The following is a 23882-nucleotide window of genomic DNA, read 5'->3' as shown; positions in this document are numbered from 1 at the left end:
GAAACAATTTTACTTTTGTACTGTTATTAACAAAAAAAATTATCAACTATAGCTGATAATTTTTTCTACCTGACAATGCATGAGATAAGGTATTACCATCAACAAATTCTAGTTCCCCTCCCATAGGAACCCCATGCGCTATACGGGAAATTTGCACCTGATATTTATTGGCAAGTTCAGCAATAAAGTGTGCAGTGGCTTCGCCTTCAACGGTCGGATTAGTCGCTAAAATCACTTCGGTAAACTCTCCCCGTGCCAACTGGCTTTCAAGAATATCTAAGCCTAGATCATCTGGACCAATGCCATCAATGGGCGACAAGTGCCCCATTAAAATAAAATAGAGTCCGTGATAGTCACCAGTTTGTTCGATAGCAATAACATCCGCTGGCGTTTCAACAACACATAGCTGACCTTTAGCCTGACGTTTCATGCTGGCGCAAATTTCACAGGTATCTTGCTCGGTAAAGGTTCGACACCGAGAGCAGTGGCCTATATTTTCCATCGCATCCGCTAAGGAGAGTGCGAGTTTTTTTCCACCAATACGATTACGCTCTAACAAATGAAAAGCCATACGTTGTGCCGATTTAGCACCAACTCCAGGTAAACATTTAAGCGAATGGATAAGCTCTTGAACAAGCGGACTGAATTTCATAAATGACAATTAACAAGTTGCGGTAGATCAAGTTTAACTGAGTTAATCATTAAAATTAATAGATAACGCAGAAATAAAGAGAGTTTTAAGATAAAAAATTATCGCAGTTAAAAAATTTCACCTATACTTTCTATCAGGTTCTAGGTTCAGCTCTTTAAGAGTTAACTGATCAATTTATTAAGCAGTTAGAAAGGTCTTTTCATGGACAACACGCATACCGCCAAAATATTGGTTTGTGATGATTCTATCACTAACACCCTTATATTAAAGGAACTGATAGAAAATGAACTTAACGCAAAAGTGATTGCTATCACTGATCCTAGAAAAGTACAGTCCGTATTAGAAAAACATACCATAGACTTAGTGATCTTAGATATTGAAATGCCACATATCAATGGCTTTGAGGTCATGAGTGACATAAGAAAAACCTACCAAGAAGATCAATTACCGATTTTAATCATCACCGCTAATGATGCCGTTGAAACACGAAATAAAGCACTGTTAAATGGTGCCAATGATTTTTTAAATAAACCATTTGATCAAATTGAAGTTATCTTAAGGGCTTCAATTCTCTTGAAAATAAGAGCTAGCTACTATCAGCATGAAAATAGCCAAGTTATTCTCGAGCAGAAAGTCGCACAACGCACCGAACAACTAAATGATGCTATTAAAAGCCTATTAAACAGCCTTGCTGCTGCTGGTGAATTAAAAGATAACGATACGGGTAAACACGTATTAAGAGTTGGGCAATATGCCAAATTGTTAGCCAGAGAATATGGCTTACCTTACAAGATAGTTGAAATGATCGAGCTGACATCACCCTTACACGACATAGGAAAGATCGGCATTCCCGATAATATTTTACTAAAGCCTGCCAGACTCAATGATGATGAGCGACAGATCATCAAACAACACGCAGATCATGCTGACACTATACTGAGCAATCACGACTCTCCTTTACTTCAAATGGCGAAATCTATTGCGTTAAGTCACCACGAATGTTGGGATGGTAGCGGCTACCCTAACCAATTAAAGGGAGAATCAATTCCTATTGAGGGGCGTATTACCGCATTAGCTGACGTTTATGATGCTTTATGTTCGAAAAGGCCATACAAAGAAGCCTGGCCAGATGAAAAAGTACACGCACATATAAAAGAACAATCAGGCATTGCCTTTGACCCTAAGTTAGTTGAGATTTTTTTCAACAATATCGCAGAAATTCATACCATCAGAAAATCTTTAGCCGATTGATTTAAGTGGATAAACTTCTTAACCAAGTTCGCCAGTGTACATTATGTATAAATGAGCTTCCGCTCTCACCAAAACCCATACTACAAGCTAGTAGCCACAGTAAAATTTTAATCGCTGGTCAAGCGCCTGGTAAGGTGACCCATGAAAAAGGCATGCCTTTTGATGATAAAAGTGGTGAACGATTACGTCAGTGGCTAGGTATTAACAAGCAGCAATTTTATAACGATAAGCATTTTGCCATTGTCCCTATGGGGTTCTGCTATCCAGGAAAAGATCAATATGGAGACCGAGCTCCCATTCCCTTATGCGCTCAAACATGGCGAAAAAAGTTGTTAGCACAGCTTCCCAATGTACAGTTAACACTTGTGCTTGGTAAATATGCTATTGACTGGCATCTTGACAGTAAAGCATCCATCACCGAATTAGCTCAACAATGGCAAACGTTATTGCAACAACAATTATTAGTGCTACCACACCCTAGCCCCAGAAATAACCGCTGGCTAAAAAAGAATGTCTGGTTTGAACAACAGGTACTTCCTCAGCTGCAACAACAAGTTCAACGGATACTAGCTCATAAGTGCCGTTTGTAAATATTGCTTACCCAGTTGCACAATCACTAGAGCTAATACCACAGGAAAACTAAAAATAAACAACCATTTAACATACAACAGCGGTAAAATTACCGATGCAGCTATCAATAATGAATAGCCACTAAAGCGCTTTTTATACTGTTTTGCATACGAAAAACTCGCCATAAAGTTTCCTACGACACCCTGATTTTTCAGCCGTGCAATTAAACATGGCAATAGCCCTATCACTAAGGATAACAGCGCAAAAAACCATGCAAGAAACAAATTAAAGACAAAAAACTCTGTGCTTAAATTAGCGGTATTTTCACTGGTAATATTAAATGCTTTTGCGAGAAATGAGGTTTGATCGACATAAATGCTATACATTGCAATAGCATCGGTGATCCAAATAAGAAAAAACAATACTTGTACAACAAAGACAATGCCAATATTAGCCAACAGACTTGATTTAGTACGCAACACGCGATTCTCTGGTGCCACTAAAATAACAGGATGCAATAGCAAGCTTACCAAGGGAATAAACAGAATAAAGCCGGCACAAAATGACACAAACATTGAGTTCATTTCATAACTGGCTAATAAAACCCGAATATACTCAGCAATAGCAAAAATAACGCCTGTCGCTAACCATAGACCACTATAACTGAATACTTGCCTTTTTAACGATACCTTCACATTCTTTGCCATATAAATTATTCACAGTGCAAAGCATAACTGTTGCGAGTGTTCTCTGTCTTAATACAGATCAAAACAGTCACATTTGTCACTAATGATGCATACGGTGAATATATCGGGTTAACGTACTAACTTAATCGCCTGCTCAATTGTTGGTACTAACGCTTGTAATCGTTTATTGTCACTTGGCTTTATTAAACTATAAATAGCATAAAGAAATTGTTGCGTATTGTGCAGCTTAGCTAGTCCCTGTTGACTTTGATACACCTCATTCCATTGAGCAAAAGGCGCTGGCGAACTGATATCATTCACCCATGTTTGCCATTGGCTTATTGAATGGACATCCCTTAAAAGAATATAAACAACCGCCATGGCAATGCGTTTAGATTCACCATAAATATAAAAATGTTCATTGCTCGCAATGACTTGTTGTTTGAGTGTCGTTAACATCTGAGATAACAATGTTTGGTTCACCGCTTGATTAAGCGCCAATTGCAACATGACATCTGCACTATGAGCTACGCCATGACGCCAACCTATCTGCCGATCAAAACCTCTATAATCACGTATTGATGTATAATACGAACTGATGACATCTACCAGCTGTTGTCTTTGCTGCTCAGTTAAATAAGGAGTCAGTCGATCAACTCGAACAACTTCCGACAGCATCAATGCCACAAAAGATTGATAAACATTATATTCATCTATCACTTGTGCACTGAGTACCGAGAGTAAATGTTCAAACATGCTTAAATATACTTGCCGATCAAATTGTTCATTTCTCAGCCATTGGCTAATTGCTGTAAAAGCAATGCCGTCCCTAAGCTCAGGATCAGGGTGCGCCAAACAATTTAACAATTGCATCATTAGTTGTTGTTTTTGTGCAAGCTTCAAAGGTTGAAAACTGTTTGCTTTTAATTGCATCAATTGACGCTTTTGCCATTTAGGCGATAAACACTGAGCACTCACCTCGCTCGCATTTATTACCTGTTGTGCAACACTATGTTGGCTACTCAAAACCGTACAAATAACGAGCAACCATAATAAAACACGATTCAACACATTTAACTCCTGTTATTTTTTCTCCCAAAAGTTAACACTAAATTAAAACAACAGCAAAACAAATACAAAATACTGATTTATAAACATTTAATAAGATAAGCCTAATTAATATTTATTCATCAGCTATCACATAATGTCGTTATTTTATTAATAATTGTCGCTTTATTGCTATCAGCGTTATCGATTAACCGATAAAACTAAAGCCACGTATTTATTAGGGAATCACCGTAAGAGTGAAGCCTAATAAATATAGCGTTACTTAAAACGCTATACCTTCTCTATATGTCAGAGAATAATAAAATAATTATCAATAGAGGTTTAAAAATGATGACTAAATTAACCAAATTATCAGTTGCTACTTTATTAGCATTTGGGGCATCAAGTGCAGCAATGGCTGCCAACCAAGTTAGTGCAAATCACAGCAACATGAACGGTAAGTCAATCAATCAAGTCATGCAATTGAATGATGATTATAGCTTTAAAATGGGCAAATCATTTGCAACTGTTAAAGGGAATAACAAAACTAAAGCACAAATGTTTTATAAAGGTGTTCCTGTATTTGGTCAAAGCATCGTATTGGAACAAGATAATGCAGGTCGTAACACAGGCTTACAAGGTAACTTAATGGTAAGCATTGCTGATGACCTTAGTTCTGTAACGCCAGGCATGTTACACGGTAAAGCATTAGGCAAATTAAAGCAGATGCTCGGTCACAACAATATTGAAAATTCTAAAACTGATTTAGCTATCTATGTTGATAACGACAGTAAAGCACACTTAGTTTATCGCGTTGAATATTTAGTAAGCGATAGCGAAACACCAAGCCGTCCAATGGCTTTTATTGATGCAAACTCTGGTGACGTTTTATTATCATGGGAAGGCATCAACCACGGTAAATCAGGTAAAGGTAAGCCTGGCGGTGGTAATGGTGGTTCAACATCACCAACAACCTTAACTGGCCCTGGCGGTAACGAAAAAACAGGTGAATATGCTTACGGTGCTGACTATGCTAACTTAATCGCATCAACTGATGGCACTAGTTGTTATTTAGATAGCCCAAATGTTGTCACTACAAATATGGGTAACAGTACTCGCCGCGGTAGCACAGCAATTGTTTCTTGTGGCGATACTGGTTATGACCTAACCAATGGCGCTTATGCACCAATGAACGACGCACAAGCGTTTGGTAATGTTATTTTTGACATGTATAACAACTGGTATGGCGTAACACCATTATCACAAAAACTTGAAATGCGTGTTCACTACGGTCGTAACTATGAAAATGCATTTTGGGATGGTCAAGCGATGTCATTTGGTGACGGCGCATCAACATTCTACCCACTGGTTAGCTTAGATGTTTCTGCTCACGAAGTGAGCCACGGTGTGACTGAACAACGTTCTGGTTTAGTTTATAGCGGTGAGTCAGGCGGCATGAACGAAGCATTCTCAGATATGGCTGGCGAAGCGGCTGAGAACTTCATGCACGGTCAAAATGACTGGATGGTTGGTGAGCAAATATTCAAGAGTAATGGTGCTTTACGTTACATGGATAACCCAACACGTGATGGTCGTTCAATTGACCACGCAGCTGACATGACTTCTGGCTTAGACGTACATTACAGCTCAGGTGTTTATAACAAAGCATTTTACTTATTAGCCACCACTAACGGCTGGTCAACAAGAACCGCGTTTGAAGTTATGCTACGTGCGAATGATTTGTACTGGACAGCGAATGCAACATTTAACTCAGGTGCTTGTGGCGTAGAATCTGCTGCTGCAGACTTAGGTTATAGTGTAAGCGACGTAGCAGCTGCCTTCTCTTCAGTTGGCGTAAGCTGTCAATAATCCCAAACCATCATTGTTAATGAAACAGTGATAACCCCAAAAGACCAGCTTTGCTGGTCTTTTTTTACATACCATTAAAGACATATTCCTTTGTCGAGCCCTACCTCTGGCCTTATTTTCGTTCAAGGCATTCAAACGTTGCGGTAAATAAGCAATTATTAAAAAATTCGTTCAATTTTCAAAAGTTGAGCTTACGCCCCTATCGCTTTTAGCAGCTTATTATTTTAACTTAGCGTTAAATGTGTAACATTACTATTTAATGACTACACTCTATAAATAAGTTAATCACTAAAATGAAATGATTAGTTAAAGGATTCCAATTAACTATATGGTTGAATTAGCACAGGCACTCCCTCAAATAATCAAAAACTTACACGCAAGTTATCAAGATAACTTCTTTAACTCTATATTGTTAGAAATTAATAAATTAGCCAATTCCGACTACCTCTTTATTGCCAAAGTCGATCTTGATAATGAAACAGCAACTACCATAGCATTATTAGCTAACGGCAGTTTTGCTGATAATTTTCAATACAAATTAGAGCATACCCCTTGCGCCAAAGTAACTGGTAATGATGTCTGTGTATATACCAGTGATATTTGTAAGTTATACCCCAATGATCAGTTATTGATAGATATGAAGATTGAAGGTTATATCGGTGTCCCTCTTTATAACTCTGCAAGTCAACTCATTGGTATTATTGTTGCCTTACATACAAAAAAAATCACCCAAGCAGAAACGATCACGACATTATTTGAGCTATTTTCTGGGCACATTGGCGCCGAAATAGAAAAACAAGATCAACAGAAAACCTTAGAGCAATTAAATAAAACCCTTGAGCAAAAAGTCAATGAATTAACCGAGAGTAAAAATAAATTAGCGATGCACTTACAGAATACACCTTTAGGCTGTATAACGTGGGATAGCTCATTACAATGCGTTGAATGGAATAAAGCGGCAGAGAATATATTTGGTTATCATGCTGACGAAATTATAGGACAACCTATTACTGAGCTCATTCTGTCAAACTCAGAGCATGACAAAGCCGATGATTTTTACGCTTCACTTTTTTCTCAACATTATAGTTCACAAAGTTCTCATGTTTGCCACGATAAATGGGGAAGAATGATAAAGTGTAATTGGTATAACACTCCTATTATCAATGAAAATGGTAAAATAACCGGCATTGCCTCACTCATTCACGACGTAACTGATCAAGAACTCCAACAAGAATTATTACGTCGTAGTCAAAAAATGGAAGCTCTAGGCACCTTAACAGGAGGGATCGCACATGATCAAAATAACCTGCTTGCCATTATACTGGGTTATACGGAATTACTTACGATTGCGGTGAAAGACCAACCTAAGCTTCTCAATTATGTAAAAAAAATCCAAGATGCTGGGATCAGAGGTACGCAGTTGATCAGTAAATTATTAGCCTTTACTCGAACAGAATCAATCAGTGCCGCCAAAGTTAATATCAATCAACTAATAGAAGATGAACGCGATGTCTTACAAAAAACACTCACCGTTCAAATTAATTTAACCTGCAACTTAGCCGAAGATTTATGGCTCACCAATCTAGATGCCAATGACTTTAATGATGCGATTCTCAACCTCAGTATTAATGCCCTGCACGCTATTCAAAAAAAGCAAACAACGGGGAAAATCACCATCACAACGACCAACTTATCTATCGATGAAAAAGAAGCTGAGACGCTCGATATAAAAGCAGGAGACTATGTCCAATTGCGCTTTAACGACAATGGCATTGGCATGTCCAAACAAGTTGCAAGTAAAGTATTTGACCCCTTTTTTTCAACTAAAGGTAAAGATGGTAGCGGTTTAGGACTATCGCAAGTATTTTCATTTGTGAAACGTTCAAAAGGTGGTATCACCATCGAAACAGCGCCGGATCAGGGCTGTACCATCACGATATATTTTCCGCGCACTGACATCGAAGAGCTCAATCAAGTACGAACGAAATCAAAACAGAGAGAAAAGCTAGGAGGTAATGAGACAATTCTCGTTGTCGATGATGAGCAACAAATCCGCAACCTTTGTGTCGAATTACTCAGTATCAAAGGTTACACAACGCTAAGTGCTGATGGTTACCAACAAGCACTCAGCATACTTGATAGTGAACAGATAGACCTTATGATCTCAGATGTGATCATGCCCGAAGTCAATGGCTATGAATTAGCCAAAATAGTACAAGAAAAGCATCCAGAGGTGAAAATATTACTGGCAAGTGGCTACACCGATGAAGATCTTGTCGATGAACAAGTGAAACATCTTCAAGAGCAATTGTTAACTAAACCCTATAGTGCAAAGTCATTATATAAGAGTGTGCAAAAAGCCCTGAATTATTAACGGTTTTAATATTAGGGTGTGTTGATCTTTGCTGTTTGATTTTTGTTCGAAATAAAAACGTTTTAATCGCGGCGTGAGGAATGACGCTTAGTCATCTAAGCAAATCTCCTCACAACAAAGAGTAAAACGCTTTTAACCGAACCTTTCAGGCAGCGTTTGTTTGCCCCACATGGATGTGGGGTAAGGTGATTTTGCAGGAGCATAAAATCTTTAGTGCTTTATTATGTGGAACAAATATCAAAAGCATTGCCTTGTAAAAATTTCCAACAAACTGCTGCAAAAACAAACTTGAAAGATCAACACACCCTAGAGAACCTTTAATATTTAACGTTAAGCTAAGTGAGATAAACTAGCTATACTAAGCTATATAACCTGCTCAATCGAAGGAAAACCTTATGGATCGTTCGTCACATACGCTAGCTTGCTTATTTTCCCAAATAGGCTTAGATAGCGAAGCACAAGCTATCAAAACATTTATTCGAAAACATCGCGGTATTCCAGCAGACGTGTCTTTAGCCAATGCTAACTTTTGGAATGAATCCCAATCTGCCTTTATCACAGAAGCATTACAAGATGACTCCGACTGGGCAGAAGTCGTCGATACTTTAGATGCCTTATTAAGAGAGGAAGATTGATCAAATACTGATTTTATATCATAAATAAAAATTATCTATGGCGACAGCTATCAAGGTTAGCAAAGTTACTGTTCAGAGACTAAAGCATGCAATAACTGCATGCTTTAGTCATATTTCACAAAAAAATTGATCAATTATTGACTGAATTGCTTTTTATTCACTTTGATTTTGTGCAACTTGTGCTTTTGCCTGTTCAACTGCTGAAAAATCTAAACCTAGCTCATCAACAGCGTCTTTAATCAACGAAGGCTCTGTCATCACTTGCATCATAACCGCTTGCAGTTTCTCTGGTGCAATACCTAATTGCCCAATAGTTGTCATTGCTGCTAATGGGTTTTCGGTTAATGCCTGAAAAATTTCTTTTGTTTGCTGCTCACCAATATTGGCATCTGCTAATAATTGAATAATAGGATTCATATAAGTACATCTTTCATTAATAATAGCGCTATTATAAAAGCTTTATCACGATGAAAAAGTACTTTTTACATTATTTCACTGTTGTCTCTTCCTTGAGAACAACATTTATCACTCACTTCATAAGTAACACTAATTAATATAAACAATAATAGGCTCTTGCTGATGTGTTAGTGTATTCATCGCCACATCACTAATGGTGACACTCGGCGTTACTTTATTATCATAGTGGCTATACCGATTAATATATTTAAACGTTTGATCTGCGTTATATTTAAACGCAAACTTCGATAATGCTAATTCATTACATTTATAGTCATTGGCAATATGGTGTTTATTTAAATCATAGCGCCTGAAGGTTAATTTTAATTTAGCAATATCATTTGATCCGACTAATACACAAATCTTGCTAGCAAACGAGTTATCATTGGCAATAAAACGATATTGCTGAGCATTAATACTAAAAGCCGACACAACAGCAATCACTGATAACAAGGTACACAGGTTGAACGTTTTCATACTATTCTCCTTAACACACTGATCCTTAAAACAGACATGGAAACATCTGAACACTCAATTCCAACAAAAGTAATTCCATTTACCTGTGACAATCATAATAGTTAAATAACAAAGTGTAGTTGGTTCGAGGTAACTAAATGTAAGAACAGATGAGAGCTAGATGACCGTTATATGACAATATCCAGAACAAAACACAGAGTAAAATAAAGGTAAATTCCTCATTAACTTGTGCAATTTCGATAGGATCAAAATAGATAAGCATGCACAACGTCACTAAGTTGCTTTCCATTTGAAATAAACTGTTACATTCAGTGAATGGTGAGCTGCTTCTGGTTAACAATTACTTTTGGCTGTACAGTTCAGCAAAATATTTTTCTGCGATTCTGTGATAAACGCCTTTGCTAATTTCTGCTTCAAGCTGTTGACTGAACATCGCCACTTTATTTGAAAATAACGATTTTTTTGAAATGGCCATGTAAGAGACATCACCATCACCGTAATGAAATGGCGCCCTGACAATGCGCTGACCTACACTTGCTTTACTTATTAAGTAATCTGCCAACGAACGGCTACTAATAAAAGTATCTATACGACCAATCTTTAGCAACTCAACTAGCTGACTGTCTTCAGTCACAGTAAATTTATTTAACGATTTGTCCTGATCAAATTTATCAAAATAGCTTACGCCTCGCTTCACACCTATCACTAGTGTCTGCAAGTCTTCATAACGCTCAATTTTCTTAGGTTTATCAAGATTAATATAAAACTCTTTCGGTGGGTCTTCAAAATAAGCCGGTTCAACAAAAATAGCGTACTTTTCCCGCTCTGCCGTTTTGAATAAGCCAGGCATTAAATCTACTTGCCCGTTAGCCAACATCACTAAACAACGTTTGAATGGACAGTTGATATAACTAACCTCCAAGGACAACTCTTGAGCCAGTTTATTAATAATTTCTATATCAATACCACGGTAAGGCTTAGTATCTGTAATTGTCCATGGCGGATAATAATCGACCGCAACCATCAACTTTGTTGCGTGACTATTTGCCGAGCTGAATAAAAGTATTAACAGTAAGAAATACGAATTTATAGCAGGAACACAATGAGTAAAAAACATAAAACTTGATAATAAAAACAGCTCATTAGGTACTTTTAACCATAGTCTTGAATTTAATAAATCTCAAATACAAGGCACTAATAACCCATACGAATGAATCAAAGCGGTGGTTGCTAGGGGCTGGATAACAGAATTTAGTCAAATGACTCAGTATAGATGCCGAACTCATTGTCCCTATTCTTTTACACTTGTTGTTAATTTAACTGATGCACAAACTACGTAATTTATAAAGCAAAGCCTACACTAATATGTGAATAGCTTAGTTATGGAGGTGGATAATGACTATTTCTACACGACTCAATGATTATCTAAACCAACAAAACGTGATGTACAATGTGATCCCGCATCATCACAGTAATAGCTCTATTGGTAGTGCTATTAGTGCACAAGTACCAGCGAATCAAATTGCTAAAGCAGTTATTTTGCTAGACCATGAAGGCCGAAAATTAATGGCGGTTTTACCAGCGAGTGACAAGATATCACTGTCAAAACTCAATGATGAAATGATGGCCAGCTACCAGTTAGTAAAAGAGGAGCAAATTGCCAGCATGTTTAACGATTGTGAATTTGGCGCCATTCCTCCCATTGGTCAAGCTTATAATATGTCGGTGGTTTTTGATGATAAGCTCAATGAGTTAGACCATATTTACATTGAAGCTGGCGATCATGAATCTCTGATAAAACTGAAAAAATCAGACTTTATGCAGTTAATGGAGTTAGCCAAACATACACGTTTTAGCCATGAGGTGTATCATTAGCAATTACCCCAGCAGCATTATAATGTTGAAAATTGTTTGATAATTTTTATGGGGGCAACGATAAAGCCCCCTTTCACATTTTACACTTTTTACCTTTGACACTTTTTACTTTTCCTAATGAATGTGATGAGTTATCTCACGCATCAAGTTCGCTAACTCATTGCTCTATTGATAAAAATAAAGATATAACAATTTAAGTTTTCAGCATGAGTTCATGTTGTAAAGTTCACAGCTCGTCCCATTACAGCAATTAAATTTCATCAGTTATTGGCATAACGCGTTAAATACATTACCTTAGTTCGACAAACTAATATAATAAAAGACGCATTCAATATGATGAATAAATTAACATTTAGCGTAATCGCTCTCACAGTAAGTAGCGTACTTTCGCTTGCTTACGCTACACCAAACAACGAAAAAGATTTACATACCAAAGCAAAGGCGATTCATGAAAAAGTTATCGTTCTCGATACTCATAATGATTTCAGCGTTGCCAATTTTCAGCATGATAAAAACTATACCATGCGATTAAAGAGCCAAGTCAACCTTCCGAAAATGGATGAAGGTGGATTAGATGTTTCTTGGTTGATTGTGTATACCGGTCAAGGGCCATTAACTGAAAAAGGCTATGCTGCAGCCCATAAACAAGCAATGGCTAAATTCGACGCTATTCACCGCTTAACCACTGAAATCGCACCAGATAAAATTGAGCTAGCACTTTCCTCAGACGATGTAAGACGCATTATCAAAAAAGGTAAAAAAGTCGCCATGATAGGAGTAGAAAATGGCTACCCTATCGGTACAGATATCAGCAATGTGAAGAAGTTCTATGACTTAGGCGCTCGATACATGTCTCTCGCTCACAATGGGCATAGCCAGTTGAGTGATTCCAATACCGGTGACAAAGATAATAGCTGGCTTCACAACGGATTGAGTGATTTAGGCAAAGAAGTCATCAAAGAAATGAATAAATGGGGAATAATGATCGATATTTCTCATCCGTCCAAAGCAGCAAACATGCAAATGATGGCATTATCAAAAGCCCCTGTTATTGCCTCCCATTCGGCAAGCCGAGCAATGAATGATCACAGCCGCAACCTTGACGATGAAGAACTACTCGCATTAAAGAAAAATGGTGGCGTAGTGCAAACCGTTGCCTTTCGCTCTTATATTAACGGTGAAAAGTCTAAAGCGTTTTCTGACGCCAAAATGAAGATCTACCGTAAAATAGCAAAAGACAAAGGTTACGAAATGCTTAACTCTGAGCAGCGAAAAACATTATCACCGCAAGAAAGAGAAGACTATTGGGAAAAAGCGACAGAAGTCGCCGAAATAGCTGAACCTGAAGTTGCTAAAATTGCTGACACCATTGAGCAAGTATCCGTTGCTGACTTAGTTGATCATATTGATTACATGGTGAAATTAATCGGCATTGACCATGTTGGTATTAGCTCTGACTTTGATGGTGGTGGCGGTGTCGATGGCTGGAATGATGCAGCCGAAACCTTCAATGTCACCTTAGAGCTGGTTAAGCGAGGTTATACTGAAGCTGAGATTGAAAAACTTTGGGGCGGCAATTTACTCAGAGTGCTTGATGATGTGCAGAAAGTCGCTCATAAGCTACAGCAACAATAGTTCATCGTAGTTCACTGCCATAAAAAGCCACTTTATGTGGCTTTTTTTATATAAAGTTTCAGTAATTAAGTGATTACTCGTTATACTAGACTTTCATTTAAAATGATAAATCACCCCCATGAACGAAAAGTCTATATACGAAAATAATCCATTACACGGCTTAAAACTAGAAACATTACTGGAACAGTTAGTCTCACATTACGGTTGGGATATTTTAGCCGAATACACTCGCATCAACTGTTTTAAAAACAACCCAAGCATGAAATCAAGTATTAAGTTTTTCAAAAAGACCGCTTGGGCTCGAGAAAAGATAGAACGTTTTTACCTCTATGAATTTAAAAACTTACCAAAAGCACCTGATGATCAGTTTGAGATCCCACCGAGGGAAAGAGTCATTCCTGCTCATCAAACACCTGGAGAACCTAAAGTGTTAATTCCAGGAAACGCTCCTGAGCCAACTATCAAGGGCAGTTTTAGAGAAGATAAAAAAATGAAAAAACCAAAAAATACGGTAAACCAAGGGCAAAAACCACCGACGAATCCATGGGAGAATTCGCCACAATAATTGTCATCTTGATAAAAAAGCAGCTAGTTTGATTACTTACAGTTTTTCAATAAAGTTATATTGTCGCTGAACTAACAGAGTTCCTCGACAATATAACTAAAAATAACGAAGCAATTACGACAAAGTTATTTCTTTCAATGATCAATGTTTAAACTGTTCAATTAAACTATGCAGGGTATTTAACTCTGTCAGCAAATCTGCACTTAATTTTTTCGCATCATCCCCTCGAGAGACTCCCGAAGTTGCTATATCTTTAATGCGATTCGTATTACCGCTGACTTGCTCAGTAACCACACTTTGCTCTTCAACCGCTGTAGATATTTGCATATTCAGCTGAGAAATATGCTCAACTTCTGCACTCACCTTAGATAAAGCATCCCCCGTATTGTTGGCAAATTCAACACAGTTTTCCGCATGCTCGGCGCCTTTTCGCATTTCATCAAAAGCGGTCATAGACTCTTGATTGATTTTACCTAAGGTCGTTTTTATTTCCTCTGTTGATTGCTGCGTACGCTGTGCCAATGCCCTAACTTCTTCAGCAACCACGGCAAAACCGCGGCCATGCTCTCCCGCCCTTGCGGCCTCTATCGCTGCATTTAAGGCTAATAAGTTAGTCTGATCAGCTATCGAATTGATCTCATCTGAAATTTTTTCAATTGCACCGCTGCCCTCAACTAGCTGGCGAATAACCACATCAACATTTTTTAACTGTGCTGACATTTGGTCAATTGCCTCAACCGTTTGTTCAACTACAGACAAGCCATTTTTACTTTGCTCAGTTCCTTGTACTGATGCATCAGCAGCTTCCGTCACTAACGTCGCTAATTCTTGAACTGTAGTCGTCATCTGTGCCATAGCAGTGGCAACCTGAGCAATCTCATCATTTTGCTCAGTTAACATATGCGAAATATCTTCGCCATTTGTCGCACAGTCATCGGCTAAGCTTTTAACTTGTTCAGACAAATCTCGCACTCGACCAATAATAGCGTTAAGTTCCGCTTGTCGCATCGTCATTGCCAGTTGAATACGTCCTAATTTATCTGGATGGCCCGAATATACATGGCTCATTAATGGGTTATTAAATACTTTTTCTGCCTGCGTAACCACCGCAATGTATCGTTTACGCCACCCAAAAAACAACAAGGTTGTTATTAGTACAATACTAACGGCTGGTAATGAAAATATAATAGGTAATGATAACGTCACTGAGGCTATGACTAGCATTAAGCAAATAAAGAACAATAGAAATTGTATATATCGAGTAATGTCAAATTGGGTAAATTTTAATGCTAAAGGTAACTTGCCTTGGTTTATTTGCTGATAAGTTTTTTCAGCCCGATCAACCACTTCAGCTTCAGGCTTGGTTCGTACCGACTGATACTCATAAATAGTGCCATTAGCATCTTTAATCGGAGTCACATATGCGTTTACCCAGTAATGGTCACCATTTTTACAGCGGTTTTTTACAGGTCCCATCCAAGATTCACCCGCCGCTATGGTATCCCATAAATTTTCGAATGCCGCTGAAGGCATTTCAGGGTGTCGAACAATATTATGACCGTGACCCACTAACTCTTCTTTTTCATAACCAGCTATTTCACAAAAATCTTGATTTGCATAAGTAACTCTCCCCTTTGTATCTGTTGTGGACAACAACATCGAAGAAGTAAATAATCTTTCAACCCCTGTTACTTTATTATTTTTTTTCATCAGGCTATTCTCTTGCTCAGCAGCGAATCTATTCGTTTTTATGGAGGTTAGAATATCAAAGCTGCCCAAGTGGCAACCTATCATTCCTTTTGGAAACTAATTATCACACCATAATTTTTTTAGACGTTGATCTTGGTCAATTCCGACAACAAATAACTTATAAAACAATAGGATACCGTGACATAAATCACAAAATAGATTTAAGAATAATGCTTCTGTTCTTGAACTACAAACAAGAATCTAACGAGTGCTAGTTGAACGATTAAAAGTGCTAAACCTAACTCAATAACAAATAAAGTAATAAAAAATAAAATAGCAATGTTATTCAAAAGGCAAAAACAACATATTATGGTGGTTATTGGCGTAGCTGATTTGAAGATTGACACCCAAACAGATGCTTATAGGTAACATAAACACTTCATTACCTATAAGCATTTAAAATATCAGCGTATAAAATGAATACTAACTGATAATTGCATTGGTATACCTATTTAACGAACTGAAGCAACATAAACTACAACAGGTGTATCGGTCTCATTTGTTCGGTTCAATGCTAAGTCTTGAATAGTGACGCTAGGTGTCGCTTTATTGGTAAAGTGACTAAAGCGATTAATATAATTCAAGGTGTCAACCGCATTATATTTAGCGGCAAACTTGGCCATAGATAAATTATTACAGCGATAACTATTAGCTACTTGATATTTATTAAGGCCGCCAAATTCAATCAGCCTTCTGACTTTAGATTTTTCGTTTGACCCCATCAACACACAGACTTTAGTCGCTACACTATTATCTTGGGCAACAAAACGATATTGTTGAGCGTTGCTTGTAGTACATAAAAAACCTAATGCCACAGTTGCAAATATTAATGTTTTATTAATATTCATGTTAACTCTCCTTTATTCCTTTATGAATTATCCTGCTTTTCTTTCCATTCAATAAACATGACAGCAGCGTCATATTCATCACTTCCTTTGCGCAATTCCATTTGCTGTCAACAGCGTAGCAGGTTAAATGAATAAAAGGAGATACCAGCTAAGCACGAGTTGTAAGTAAATATAAACTAGATTTGTGTACTATTTTCTCGATCAGCCGGATCGAAAAATAAAACTAAAACGAAATAGTAATGAAATTGATTCACTTAGCGTTTCGACAAGTCTAATTCTGTAACTTATCACTAAGTGTAAGCAATTTTTCTTGTAAGAAAACTGAAACAATTTGACATAATTAGCTCGAAAAATGCAACATTTGTCCAATTTAATAAAAAAGTGAGAGATTTATGACTGCGACACTCCCCTTACTCATGGGGTCGCATTGCTGAAACTTTTATTGAGTTGAACGAGACATTGATAGCAACTAACTAATGCTCACCATAGAACTTTTTAAAGTTTTTGAGATTCCAACCAATCATCACCTCATTACCTATTTTAAGCACAGGTACAGAACGAGCACCGATTGCGTCTAGCTCTTTTCTACCACGCTGCATCTTTGCATTGGTTAATCGGTATTGAATGCCATGATCGTCTAAGTACTTTTTCGCTTCACGACAATGTGGGCATTTATCGGTAATATATAAAACAACGCGTTTCATCGGAAACCTTTTAGGATTGGTTAAGGGCTGCTATTTTACTGAAATTATTTAAGTAACAAAAGCAGAATAGATCACAGCGCTTGATTCCTTTTCTAATAAGTTAGCGTTGCTATTGCCAAGATGACATTAATAAATAGTATACGTAGTACCTGCTTCATTTAATGCTTGATAAAAATCTTCTATCTGACAGGCTTCTTCTAATTGGCAAATCACACGATATTTTTCGATAGCGGGTTGATAGCCCTGCAATGCGGCTTTAAACAGCCAATATACAGCAGAATCGACATCTCTTGTCCCTTCAATGCCTGTTAAATAAAGTTCAGCTAGGTTTGTTTGTCCGGCTGCGTAGCCTAATTTTGCCGAACGTGTTAATAATGCGAAAGCCTGTTCAAATCTATCGTCAATATAACTAGCCTTGAGTAATGCCATTGCCTGGGTATTCTGCCGCTTACCAGGCACATAACGCCATGCTTGCCCAACTATTTCAAGCTTACTAACAACATTGCCATCAATCATGTACGCAGACATGTTTCGGCCGATGTGGTTAAGCTCAGGTCTAACAACACGATAAATGAAGCCATGCTGAAACAGTTTATCTAATTCCGCATAAGAAAAATGATGTCGTTTTTGCTCAAAATAATCATTACGTCTAGTATGCCCTATACCAACTCCATTTCTTAGCGTAGCCTTTAGCGGGTAAAAATAATTACCATAGACAAGAGATACCGTCCCCCCGGTAATATCAACAATTTTAGCTACACGGTATTTGTGCTGTGGTCGAAAGTCACCTGCCGCTTTTTGGTAATCAAGATAATAAAAGTCATGCACTTTAGGGGCATCAATATGAGTTTGGCTTTGGCGCTGTTGTTTTTGTTCTTCAGAAAAATAAAAGCTCAAAAATAAAATAATCAGGAAGCTGCCGGTAAAAGTACTGATCAAGCGTAATTTGTTAAAAAATGCTAAGGCAACATTTGAAAAAATTAACTTTAGATCTGAGGAATTATGTGGGACTTCAGCAATGTTTTGACATTGTAAACAATGGATTTGCGTATGACGCTTCACAGGAAATATAGGTAAGTATTCAAGAAAGTAATAACCGTAAGTGATGATCGAGTTAACACTATGTGTTTGCCCTCCACAACACGCACAACGGAGTTTATTTGTTGTTCCCAAACACAATGTCGATTCCCGATAATCCATATGCCAACCTGTTGTTTTTTTCTCCAGTTATTTTTATAGCATTCGTTTGTTTTTCAAACAAGTAGAAATACTAACATTTTCGTAGTTTATTCAAAAACAAGCCAAATCCCTATAATCGACAAACTTAAAAAAGCCATGAAGGTGAAATCAAACACTCTATTCTTGTTGATTTTTCTTGCTATCCACACACCTTTTGGCACTTTTATACTTAATAACTACACTTAAATAGATAATTGACTAATTAATGAGGTGTGTAATGGAAATGACAAAATGCATTCACATGGATGCCAACATATTACTTGGTATCGCCAATGATAAGTTACGTCATGAGTGCCAGAATTTACATAGCCTAGCTGCGATGATGGATGTTAACGAGCGGCAACTGGAGAATAGACTCGCTGAAATTGGTTTTCATTATGAACAAGGGTTAAACCAGTTTATGCCGGATATTTAACATTGGCATGATCAAAAAAATTAGTTAACAGAATTTCTTCAATAACAGTGAAATCTGACGGGATGCCTCTTGCCCAGTTGTTATTACTCTAATCTCTTATTATGCGTAACATTAAGTCTTTTAAAGAACATATCACTACAGTATATTGAAAACAGGCAGTGCCCAAAGTTATAAGGACATAGAATGATTCAATCACAATGCACGTCATGTCATCACATAGTTAAGAATAAAGTGCTTCATTGCCCAATGTGCAATGGAGGCATGAAGGTATTACAAGAAGATAAGGATAAACATTGCCCACGTTGCAACGTTCCATTAGAAATACATCCATATCGAAATTATGAATTAGACAAATGCAACAAATGCGATGGGCTGTGGTTACAGCCAGAAGAGTTCTCCGTGTTAACTTCTGAATTTGATGTATACCGCGATGATGCAAGTAACCCTAATTACTCACGTCCGGGTCTCCCTCGGTCTGAAAACTACTTACCCTGCGCTAACTGCCAAAAGATGATGACTCGTCGTAACTTCAAATTCATTTCAGGGGTACTGATTGATTCTTGTCTACATTGCGGTGTTTGGTTAGATAAAGGAGAGCTGCAAAGTATTCGAGACTTTATCGCTAGTGGTGGGTTAGATAAAGCTCAAGACAGTAAATTAGTAAAACACGAATTAAAAATGGAAGCGTTAGACGATCGGATCTCTGATCTAGAGTTAATGGAAAAAATGCTCAATAAATTCGATGTGAAGCGGATATTTTTTAGAGGGTTGTAGCTATAGCATTTATGTCGGGGTGCCGTCGAGCACCCTTGACAAATAACCAGATAAAAACCAACAAACTAAAAAGCATTTTTTCATAATGAAAACTTTCTAATTTAGTTAACTTATTAACGCCATTGCGGCAGTATCCGCAGCACGTTAGAGGAAAATAACACCGTTTCCCTCTAACAACTCCCTCGGTGCCCAACTCACTGAAGCATAAATCGCCCTGCTCACGTTCAATCGAACCAAATACGAAGAAACAAACAAGAAAAATTAAATGAATTTGAACGAAGCATAGATTCTGCTTTAACAAACGCTGAAATTAAGAAAAGTATTCAGGGGATGAACAGAGCACTGTATGCGCAAGAACTCACCTTCAGTGCTAGATATTCTTAACAGTATTATAACTAAAAAGTAATCTGTGCAACCGTTCTCTCTCATCTTCTATTTTTTACTCATACTTGGCATATGAAAAAAAATAAACTACGATAAAAATCGTAGTTATTGAAAAATTAACTATAAATCAATAAATATAACGATAAAAGGACGACAAACTATGAAACGATTAATCCTAATAATTTTATTGTCTATACCAAATCTAGCAGCGGCTGTAGATAGCAATATTTCAATCGGTAACACCATAAAAATTGAATCTGAAATACTCAAAGAACAACGCAGTATTCAAATCCATTTGCCTGATGCTTACCTCACCAGCAAAAATCGATTTCCAGTACTCTATCTTACCGACGGACCAGGTCATTTCAGTCATACAGTAGGTACGATGAACTTTCTCGCCGACAATGGTCGTATTCCACAAATGATCATTGTGGGTGTTGCAAATACAGACAGAACGCGTGATTTAACCCCAAAAATATTAATATCAAAAGATGAGCGATTTCAAAATGGTGGTGGCGCCGATAATTTTTTAGAATTTTTTGAGCAAGAATTAATCCCTTATATTGAAAAAAACTATCGCACTCAGCCTTATCGTGTCTTCAGTGGTCACTCATTCGGCGGGTTATTTGCTATAAACGCCTTTTTAACAAAACCACAATTGTTTAATGCTTATATTTCGGTCAGCCCAAGTTTATGGTGGGACGAACAACGCTTAATAGATGATGCTAAGACATTTTTTAATCATACAAAATCACTTGAACGTACTCTTTTTGTCACCATGGCCGCAGAAGGTGACAGAATGATCACACCTTACAACAATTTTGTTAACGTCGCTAAAGAAAACAACGTTGACGGCTTAATATTTGCCAACAAAGAATTTGATGATGAAGATCATGGTTCAACGGTATTGCGTAGCCAGTATTTTGGTCTAAAACAAGTATGGGATGGCTGGCTGATGCCCCGTGAAACTTTCACCCAAGGTTTAAGTGCAGTTCAAGCTCACTACAAAGGCATTTCTTCTAAATTTGGCTTTGATGTAAACATACCCGAAGGAGTGATTAACAATTTGGGTTACAACGCTTTAGGGAATAAAAATTTAGAGGATGCGCTAGAAATATTTACTTATAACGTAGAATTGTACCCGAATTCAGCCAATGTTTATGACAGTTTAGCCGATGCGCAAGAGAAAGTTGGTCAGCTAAATGAGGCTTATAAAAATTATTCAAAAGCATTGAAGATGGCTGCCCCAGATGACACAAATAAAGTAATTTTTGAAAAGAACAAAGAAAGAGTTGCTAAGCTTTTAGCAAGTGAAAGCATTACGATGGGCAAATAAAAACTAACGTTGTAGTGCCGTTTTTATTAATTATTTTTATTATTTAATATCTCTATCTTACATTATGGCTCCTTTTGGGAGCCATAATTTTTAGTAAATCTAAACGATAATGGTGATACATAAAGGAAGTGGCTAGCGAAGATTTGTTGATCTCATGACCTTAAATAGTTATACCACTTAGTCATCTCAGCAATGACAATATCAAGAAGAGAAGTTCAGAAAACCTAAAATATTTACCCTTTAAGCGTATCTGAACGTTAGCTCGATTATTGATGATGAATGAAAAACTAGATTTTTCTGCAGCTCCGAGGGTTTCCAAAGGGAGGCAGGAGGTAGTCTCCCTTTGGCTGCTGTTGCCGCCGAGACAATATAACTAAGATAAATAATATAATTTACAATAAAAGTATAAAAAACACCCTGTCTTCTTATTTGTAAACTCAATTTACATCAAAGAAACCCAATCACTTTGTTCATTGAAATTAAACAAGTATGCTCTCATCCGTTGTGTTAGGAATATTGTTATTAGCACTTGGGAAAATTAATAGAAATAAAATTAAAAAGGTAAACAATAACAGCGTGGAAGGCTCAGGTACTGATACTTGATCGATATCATTACTTATTTCATGAACAAAACTATATGCATTATTCTCAATGCCTGTACGAACAAAAGAGATTTGCTCTTCTGTGATAGTGCAACTATAAGCACAAGCAGAGTAATCCATAAAATTATTTGTAGCCCCTATACCGTAATCAAAATAATGATCTAAGCCTAAGTTATGCCCTAATTCGTGTATAAAAGTTACCATATTATCTGCATAATCACTAACCGAATTAACTAATACTCCGGCATATCCCAAGTATCCAAGTCCTAAAGAGAAAGTGTCAAATGATTGTTCAAAAAATGTAGGAACTGTCGTATATCCAGTAGGATCTTGCCCATAGCCTGCTAATGTGAAATAGTCATAAAAACGAGTATCTATGCTAGAGTTTTCAGGACGCGCATAATTGAGCACTTGAATATCACCAAAAACAATATCTAAGCCAACAACACTGAAAAAATCATCAGCATACTGTTCTAAATCACCATTTTCAATCATATCGACATCAGAGCAATCAATGCCATCAAAACAAACTTGATAGGTGTCTAAAATAATTTCGTGGGTGATCAACGAAGCGTACGCTTGATGAAACGTTGAAGCAAAAAACAACGCAACGGATAGAGCTACAGATTTATACATAATTAGTCCCTTAATTTTATGACTTTCGTCCAATAAACTTACTATAACAAAAGGAAAATCACGTGTCATGGTTATATATTAAAAAGCTACTCTTTTAACCAGAAATAATCACAAGCCATTGATTTTTTTTAGATAAGAACACATCTCTTCAATACCAGTTTTAATTAAAGGTATCGAACCATAACAGAGTTTTTATTTGTATCTGAACGTTAGCTCGATTATTGATCATTCATAAAAAACAACCTCCAAGTTCAAAAGCATTTTTCAGAATAAATACTTTCTAATTTAAATAACCTATTAACACCATTGCGGCGGTGGCCGCAGCACCCAGAGGGGCGTTACACGCCAAATGCCCCTCTGGACTCCCCGTGGCGCCCAATCAGCGGAAGACTTTGATAATGAACTAGCGTATGCCCCGATACCTGCCAATTTATCATCCATGAACAACGGCAGCCCTCGACATCCATGTCTCGGGTCGAGGCCTACCCTTGCTAGTTAATTATCAAACCGCTGAGATGGGAACAGGTGTAAACAGCCCCACTCATTTCTATAGCTTAACCGCAATAAACACCAAACCAGAAACAACGAAACTAATCACCAAACTTGAACGGAGCATTATTCTGCTTGAGCAAATGTCTGAAATTAAAAAACTTAATCACGTATTGCCATCATGGATGATGGCAAAGGCTCTGTGGCACAGGGATGTGCCATATGAGCCGATACGTCGATATTAAGGTTTTTAAGATCAGATATAACATTTGCTAGCAGCGCCGGGAGAGTCCAGAGAGGGGCCGGCGTTTGCCCCTTTCTGGGTGCCGTCGAGCACCCTCGACAATATAATGAAAATATAAAGCAATATTAGAAAGTATTTAACAAGAACAAATCAAACGATCTGACCCCATTGATTTCCTGAAAAATGTCTGAATGAATCATCAATATCAGCTATTGCTGGCAGGACGCCAGCAAAGTGAAGTAGCACATGGATGTGCTATCTGAACGTTAGCTCGAATATTAGTGATGAAAGAAGAAATACATTTTTCAGCAGCTCCGAGGGATTCCAAAGGGAGGCCGGAGGCAGTCTCCCTTTGGGTGTTGTCGCCACC

23 protein-coding genes are annotated in these 23882 nt (G+C 37.5%); 12 read left to right on the top strand and 11 right to left on the bottom strand.

Features of this window, described 5'->3' with window-relative positions; translation table 11 throughout:
- Nucleotides 1-46 precede the first annotated feature (46 nt).
- A complete protein-coding gene (gene recR, locus IV514_RS11515) occupies nucleotides 47-652 on the bottom strand; it encodes a recombination mediator RecR (RefSeq protein WP_206485424.1) in 606 nt (201 codons plus the stop codon).
- A gap of 201 nt (nucleotides 653-853) precedes the next feature.
- On the opposite strand from recR, the gene IV514_RS11510 reads away from it, so the two are divergent.
- Both IV514_RS11510 and IV514_RS11505 read left to right on the top strand, forming a co-directional pair.
- The gene (locus IV514_RS11510) at nucleotides 854-1903 is read left to right on the top strand and encodes an HD domain-containing phosphohydrolase (protein WP_206485423.1); all 1050 of its coding nucleotides are present in this window, start codon (nucleotides 854-856) and stop codon (nucleotides 1901-1903) included.
- Nucleotides 1904-1908: 5 nt separating this feature from the next.
- The gene (locus tag IV514_RS11505; RefSeq protein WP_206485422.1) at nucleotides 1909-2493 is read left to right on the top strand and encodes a uracil-DNA glycosylase family protein; all 585 of its coding nucleotides are present in this window, start codon (nucleotides 1909-1911) and stop codon (nucleotides 2491-2493) included.
- On the opposite strand, the gene IV514_RS11500 is transcribed toward IV514_RS11505, so the two are convergent.
- Nucleotides 2470-3168, bottom strand: coding sequence for a hypothetical protein (locus tag IV514_RS11500; protein ID WP_206485421.1), 699 nt, complete (start codon nucleotides 3166-3168; stop codon nucleotides 2470-2472). The genes IV514_RS11505 and IV514_RS11500 overlap by 24 nt on opposite strands.
- A gap of 120 nt (nucleotides 3169-3288) precedes the next feature.
- On the bottom strand, nucleotides 3289-4230 hold the full coding sequence (locus IV514_RS11495) for a DUF2785 domain-containing protein (protein ID WP_206485420.1): 942 nt from the start codon (nucleotides 4228-4230) through the stop codon (nucleotides 3289-3291).
- 324 nt (nucleotides 4231-4554) lie between these two features.
- Here IV514_RS11495 and IV514_RS11490 point away from each other — a divergent pair, with 324 nt between their 5' ends.
- From IV514_RS11490 to IV514_RS11480, 3 genes are all read left to right on the top strand, one after another.
- Nucleotides 4555-6075 carry a M4 family metallopeptidase gene (locus IV514_RS11490; RefSeq protein WP_241242343.1) on the top strand — a complete coding sequence of 507 codons (1521 nt, stop codon included), beginning with the start codon at nucleotides 4555-4557 and terminating at the stop codon, nucleotides 6073-6075.
- Between the two features lie 328 nt (nucleotides 6076-6403).
- Entirely contained in the window at nucleotides 6404-8449 is a 2046-nt protein-coding gene (locus tag IV514_RS11485; protein WP_206485419.1) for a PAS domain-containing sensor histidine kinase, read from the top strand.
- 395 nt (nucleotides 8450-8844) lie between these two features.
- Nucleotides 8845-9084, top strand: a complete 240-nt coding sequence (locus IV514_RS11480) for a DUF2789 domain-containing protein (RefSeq protein ID WP_206485418.1) — start codon at nucleotides 8845-8847, stop codon at nucleotides 9082-9084.
- 153 nt (nucleotides 9085-9237) lie between these two features.
- Here the strand turns inward: IV514_RS11480 and IV514_RS11475 are convergent, their stop codons facing one another.
- The 3 genes from IV514_RS11475 to IV514_RS11465 form a co-directional block, all read right to left on the bottom strand.
- Entirely contained in the window at nucleotides 9238-9501 is a 264-nt protein-coding gene (locus tag IV514_RS11475) for a DUF2999 family protein (RefSeq protein ID WP_206485417.1), read from the bottom strand.
- Between the two features lie 129 nt (nucleotides 9502-9630).
- Nucleotides 9631-10017 (bottom strand): DUF3718 domain-containing protein, encoded by a 387-nt coding sequence (locus IV514_RS11470; protein WP_206485416.1) that lies wholly within the window; start codon nucleotides 10015-10017, stop codon nucleotides 9631-9633.
- Between the two features lie 340 nt (nucleotides 10018-10357).
- Nucleotides 10358-11041 carry a transporter substrate-binding domain-containing protein gene (locus IV514_RS11465; RefSeq protein WP_241242361.1) on the bottom strand — a complete coding sequence of 228 codons (684 nt, stop codon included), beginning with the start codon at nucleotides 11039-11041 and terminating at the stop codon, nucleotides 10358-10360.
- 371 nt (nucleotides 11042-11412) lie between these two features.
- On the opposite strand from IV514_RS11465, the gene IV514_RS11460 reads away from it, so the two are divergent.
- The 3 genes from IV514_RS11460 to IV514_RS11450 all read left to right on the top strand — a co-directional run bounded on the left by IV514_RS11460 (nucleotide 11413) and on the right by IV514_RS11450 (nucleotide 14092).
- The gene (locus IV514_RS11460) at nucleotides 11413-11892 is read left to right on the top strand and encodes a YbaK/EbsC family protein (RefSeq protein WP_206485414.1); all 480 of its coding nucleotides are present in this window, start codon (nucleotides 11413-11415) and stop codon (nucleotides 11890-11892) included.
- A gap of 333 nt (nucleotides 11893-12225) precedes the next feature.
- Nucleotides 12226-13527, top strand: a complete 1302-nt coding sequence (locus IV514_RS11455) for a dipeptidase (protein ID WP_206485413.1) — start codon at nucleotides 12226-12228, stop codon at nucleotides 13525-13527.
- Between the two features lie 118 nt (nucleotides 13528-13645).
- The gene (locus IV514_RS11450; protein ID WP_206485412.1) at nucleotides 13646-14092 is read left to right on the top strand and encodes a VF530 family protein; all 447 of its coding nucleotides are present in this window, start codon (nucleotides 13646-13648) and stop codon (nucleotides 14090-14092) included.
- Nucleotides 14093-14233: 141 nt separating this feature from the next.
- On the opposite strand, the gene IV514_RS11445 is transcribed toward IV514_RS11450, so the two are convergent.
- The 4 genes from IV514_RS11445 to IV514_RS11430 all read right to left on the bottom strand — a co-directional run bounded on the left by IV514_RS11445 (nucleotide 14234) and on the right by IV514_RS11430 (nucleotide 18593).
- Nucleotides 14234-15802 (bottom strand): PAS domain-containing methyl-accepting chemotaxis protein, encoded by a 1569-nt coding sequence (locus IV514_RS11445; RefSeq protein WP_206485411.1) that lies wholly within the window; start codon nucleotides 15800-15802, stop codon nucleotides 14234-14236.
- 491 nt (nucleotides 15803-16293) lie between these two features.
- Nucleotides 16294-16689 carry a DUF3718 domain-containing protein gene (locus tag IV514_RS11440; protein ID WP_206485410.1) on the bottom strand — a complete coding sequence of 132 codons (396 nt, stop codon included), beginning with the start codon at nucleotides 16687-16689 and terminating at the stop codon, nucleotides 16294-16296.
- A gap of 473 nt (nucleotides 16690-17162) precedes the next feature.
- Nucleotides 17163-17393 (bottom strand): glutaredoxin family protein, encoded by a 231-nt coding sequence (locus IV514_RS11435; protein WP_206485409.1) that lies wholly within the window; start codon nucleotides 17391-17393, stop codon nucleotides 17163-17165.
- A 126-nt stretch (nucleotides 17394-17519) separates the two neighbouring features.
- Nucleotides 17520-18593, bottom strand: a complete 1074-nt coding sequence (locus IV514_RS11430; RefSeq protein ID WP_206485408.1) for a sel1 repeat family protein — start codon at nucleotides 18591-18593, stop codon at nucleotides 17520-17522.
- 262 nt (nucleotides 18594-18855) lie between these two features.
- Between IV514_RS11430 and IV514_RS11425 the strand changes: the two genes are divergently transcribed.
- From IV514_RS11425 to IV514_RS11415, 3 genes are all read left to right on the top strand, one after another.
- Complete coding sequence (locus IV514_RS11425) at nucleotides 18856-19047, top strand: DUF4250 domain-containing protein (RefSeq protein WP_206485407.1); 192 nt, start codon at nucleotides 18856-18858, stop codon at nucleotides 19045-19047.
- Between the two features lie 261 nt (nucleotides 19048-19308).
- The gene (locus IV514_RS11420) at nucleotides 19309-19821 is read left to right on the top strand and encodes a zf-TFIIB domain-containing protein (protein WP_206485406.1); all 513 of its coding nucleotides are present in this window, start codon (nucleotides 19309-19311) and stop codon (nucleotides 19819-19821) included.
- A 544-nt stretch (nucleotides 19822-20365) separates the two neighbouring features.
- Complete coding sequence (locus IV514_RS11415) at nucleotides 20366-21541, top strand: alpha/beta hydrolase-fold protein (protein WP_206485405.1); 1176 nt, start codon at nucleotides 20366-20368, stop codon at nucleotides 21539-21541.
- Between the two features lie 479 nt (nucleotides 21542-22020).
- Here the strand turns inward: IV514_RS11415 and IV514_RS11410 are convergent, their stop codons facing one another.
- Complete coding sequence (locus IV514_RS11410; protein WP_206485404.1) at nucleotides 22021-22779, bottom strand: M12 family metallo-peptidase; 759 nt, start codon at nucleotides 22777-22779, stop codon at nucleotides 22021-22023.
- A gap of 488 nt (nucleotides 22780-23267) precedes the next feature.
- Here IV514_RS11410 and IV514_RS11405 point away from each other — a divergent pair, with 488 nt between their 5' ends.
- Nucleotides 23268-23513, top strand: a complete 246-nt coding sequence (locus IV514_RS11405) for a hypothetical protein (protein WP_206485403.1) — start codon at nucleotides 23268-23270, stop codon at nucleotides 23511-23513.
- Nucleotides 23514-23882: the final 369 nt, after the last annotated feature.

This window comes from Thalassotalea sp. G2M2-11 (assembly GCF_017168195.1).
In the GTDB taxonomy this organism is placed as follows: Bacteria; Pseudomonadota; Gammaproteobacteria; order Enterobacterales; family Alteromonadaceae; genus Thalassotalea_E.
Note: the sequence above shows the minus strand (reverse complement) of the source record. Positions and strands in the feature narration are given on the sequence as shown.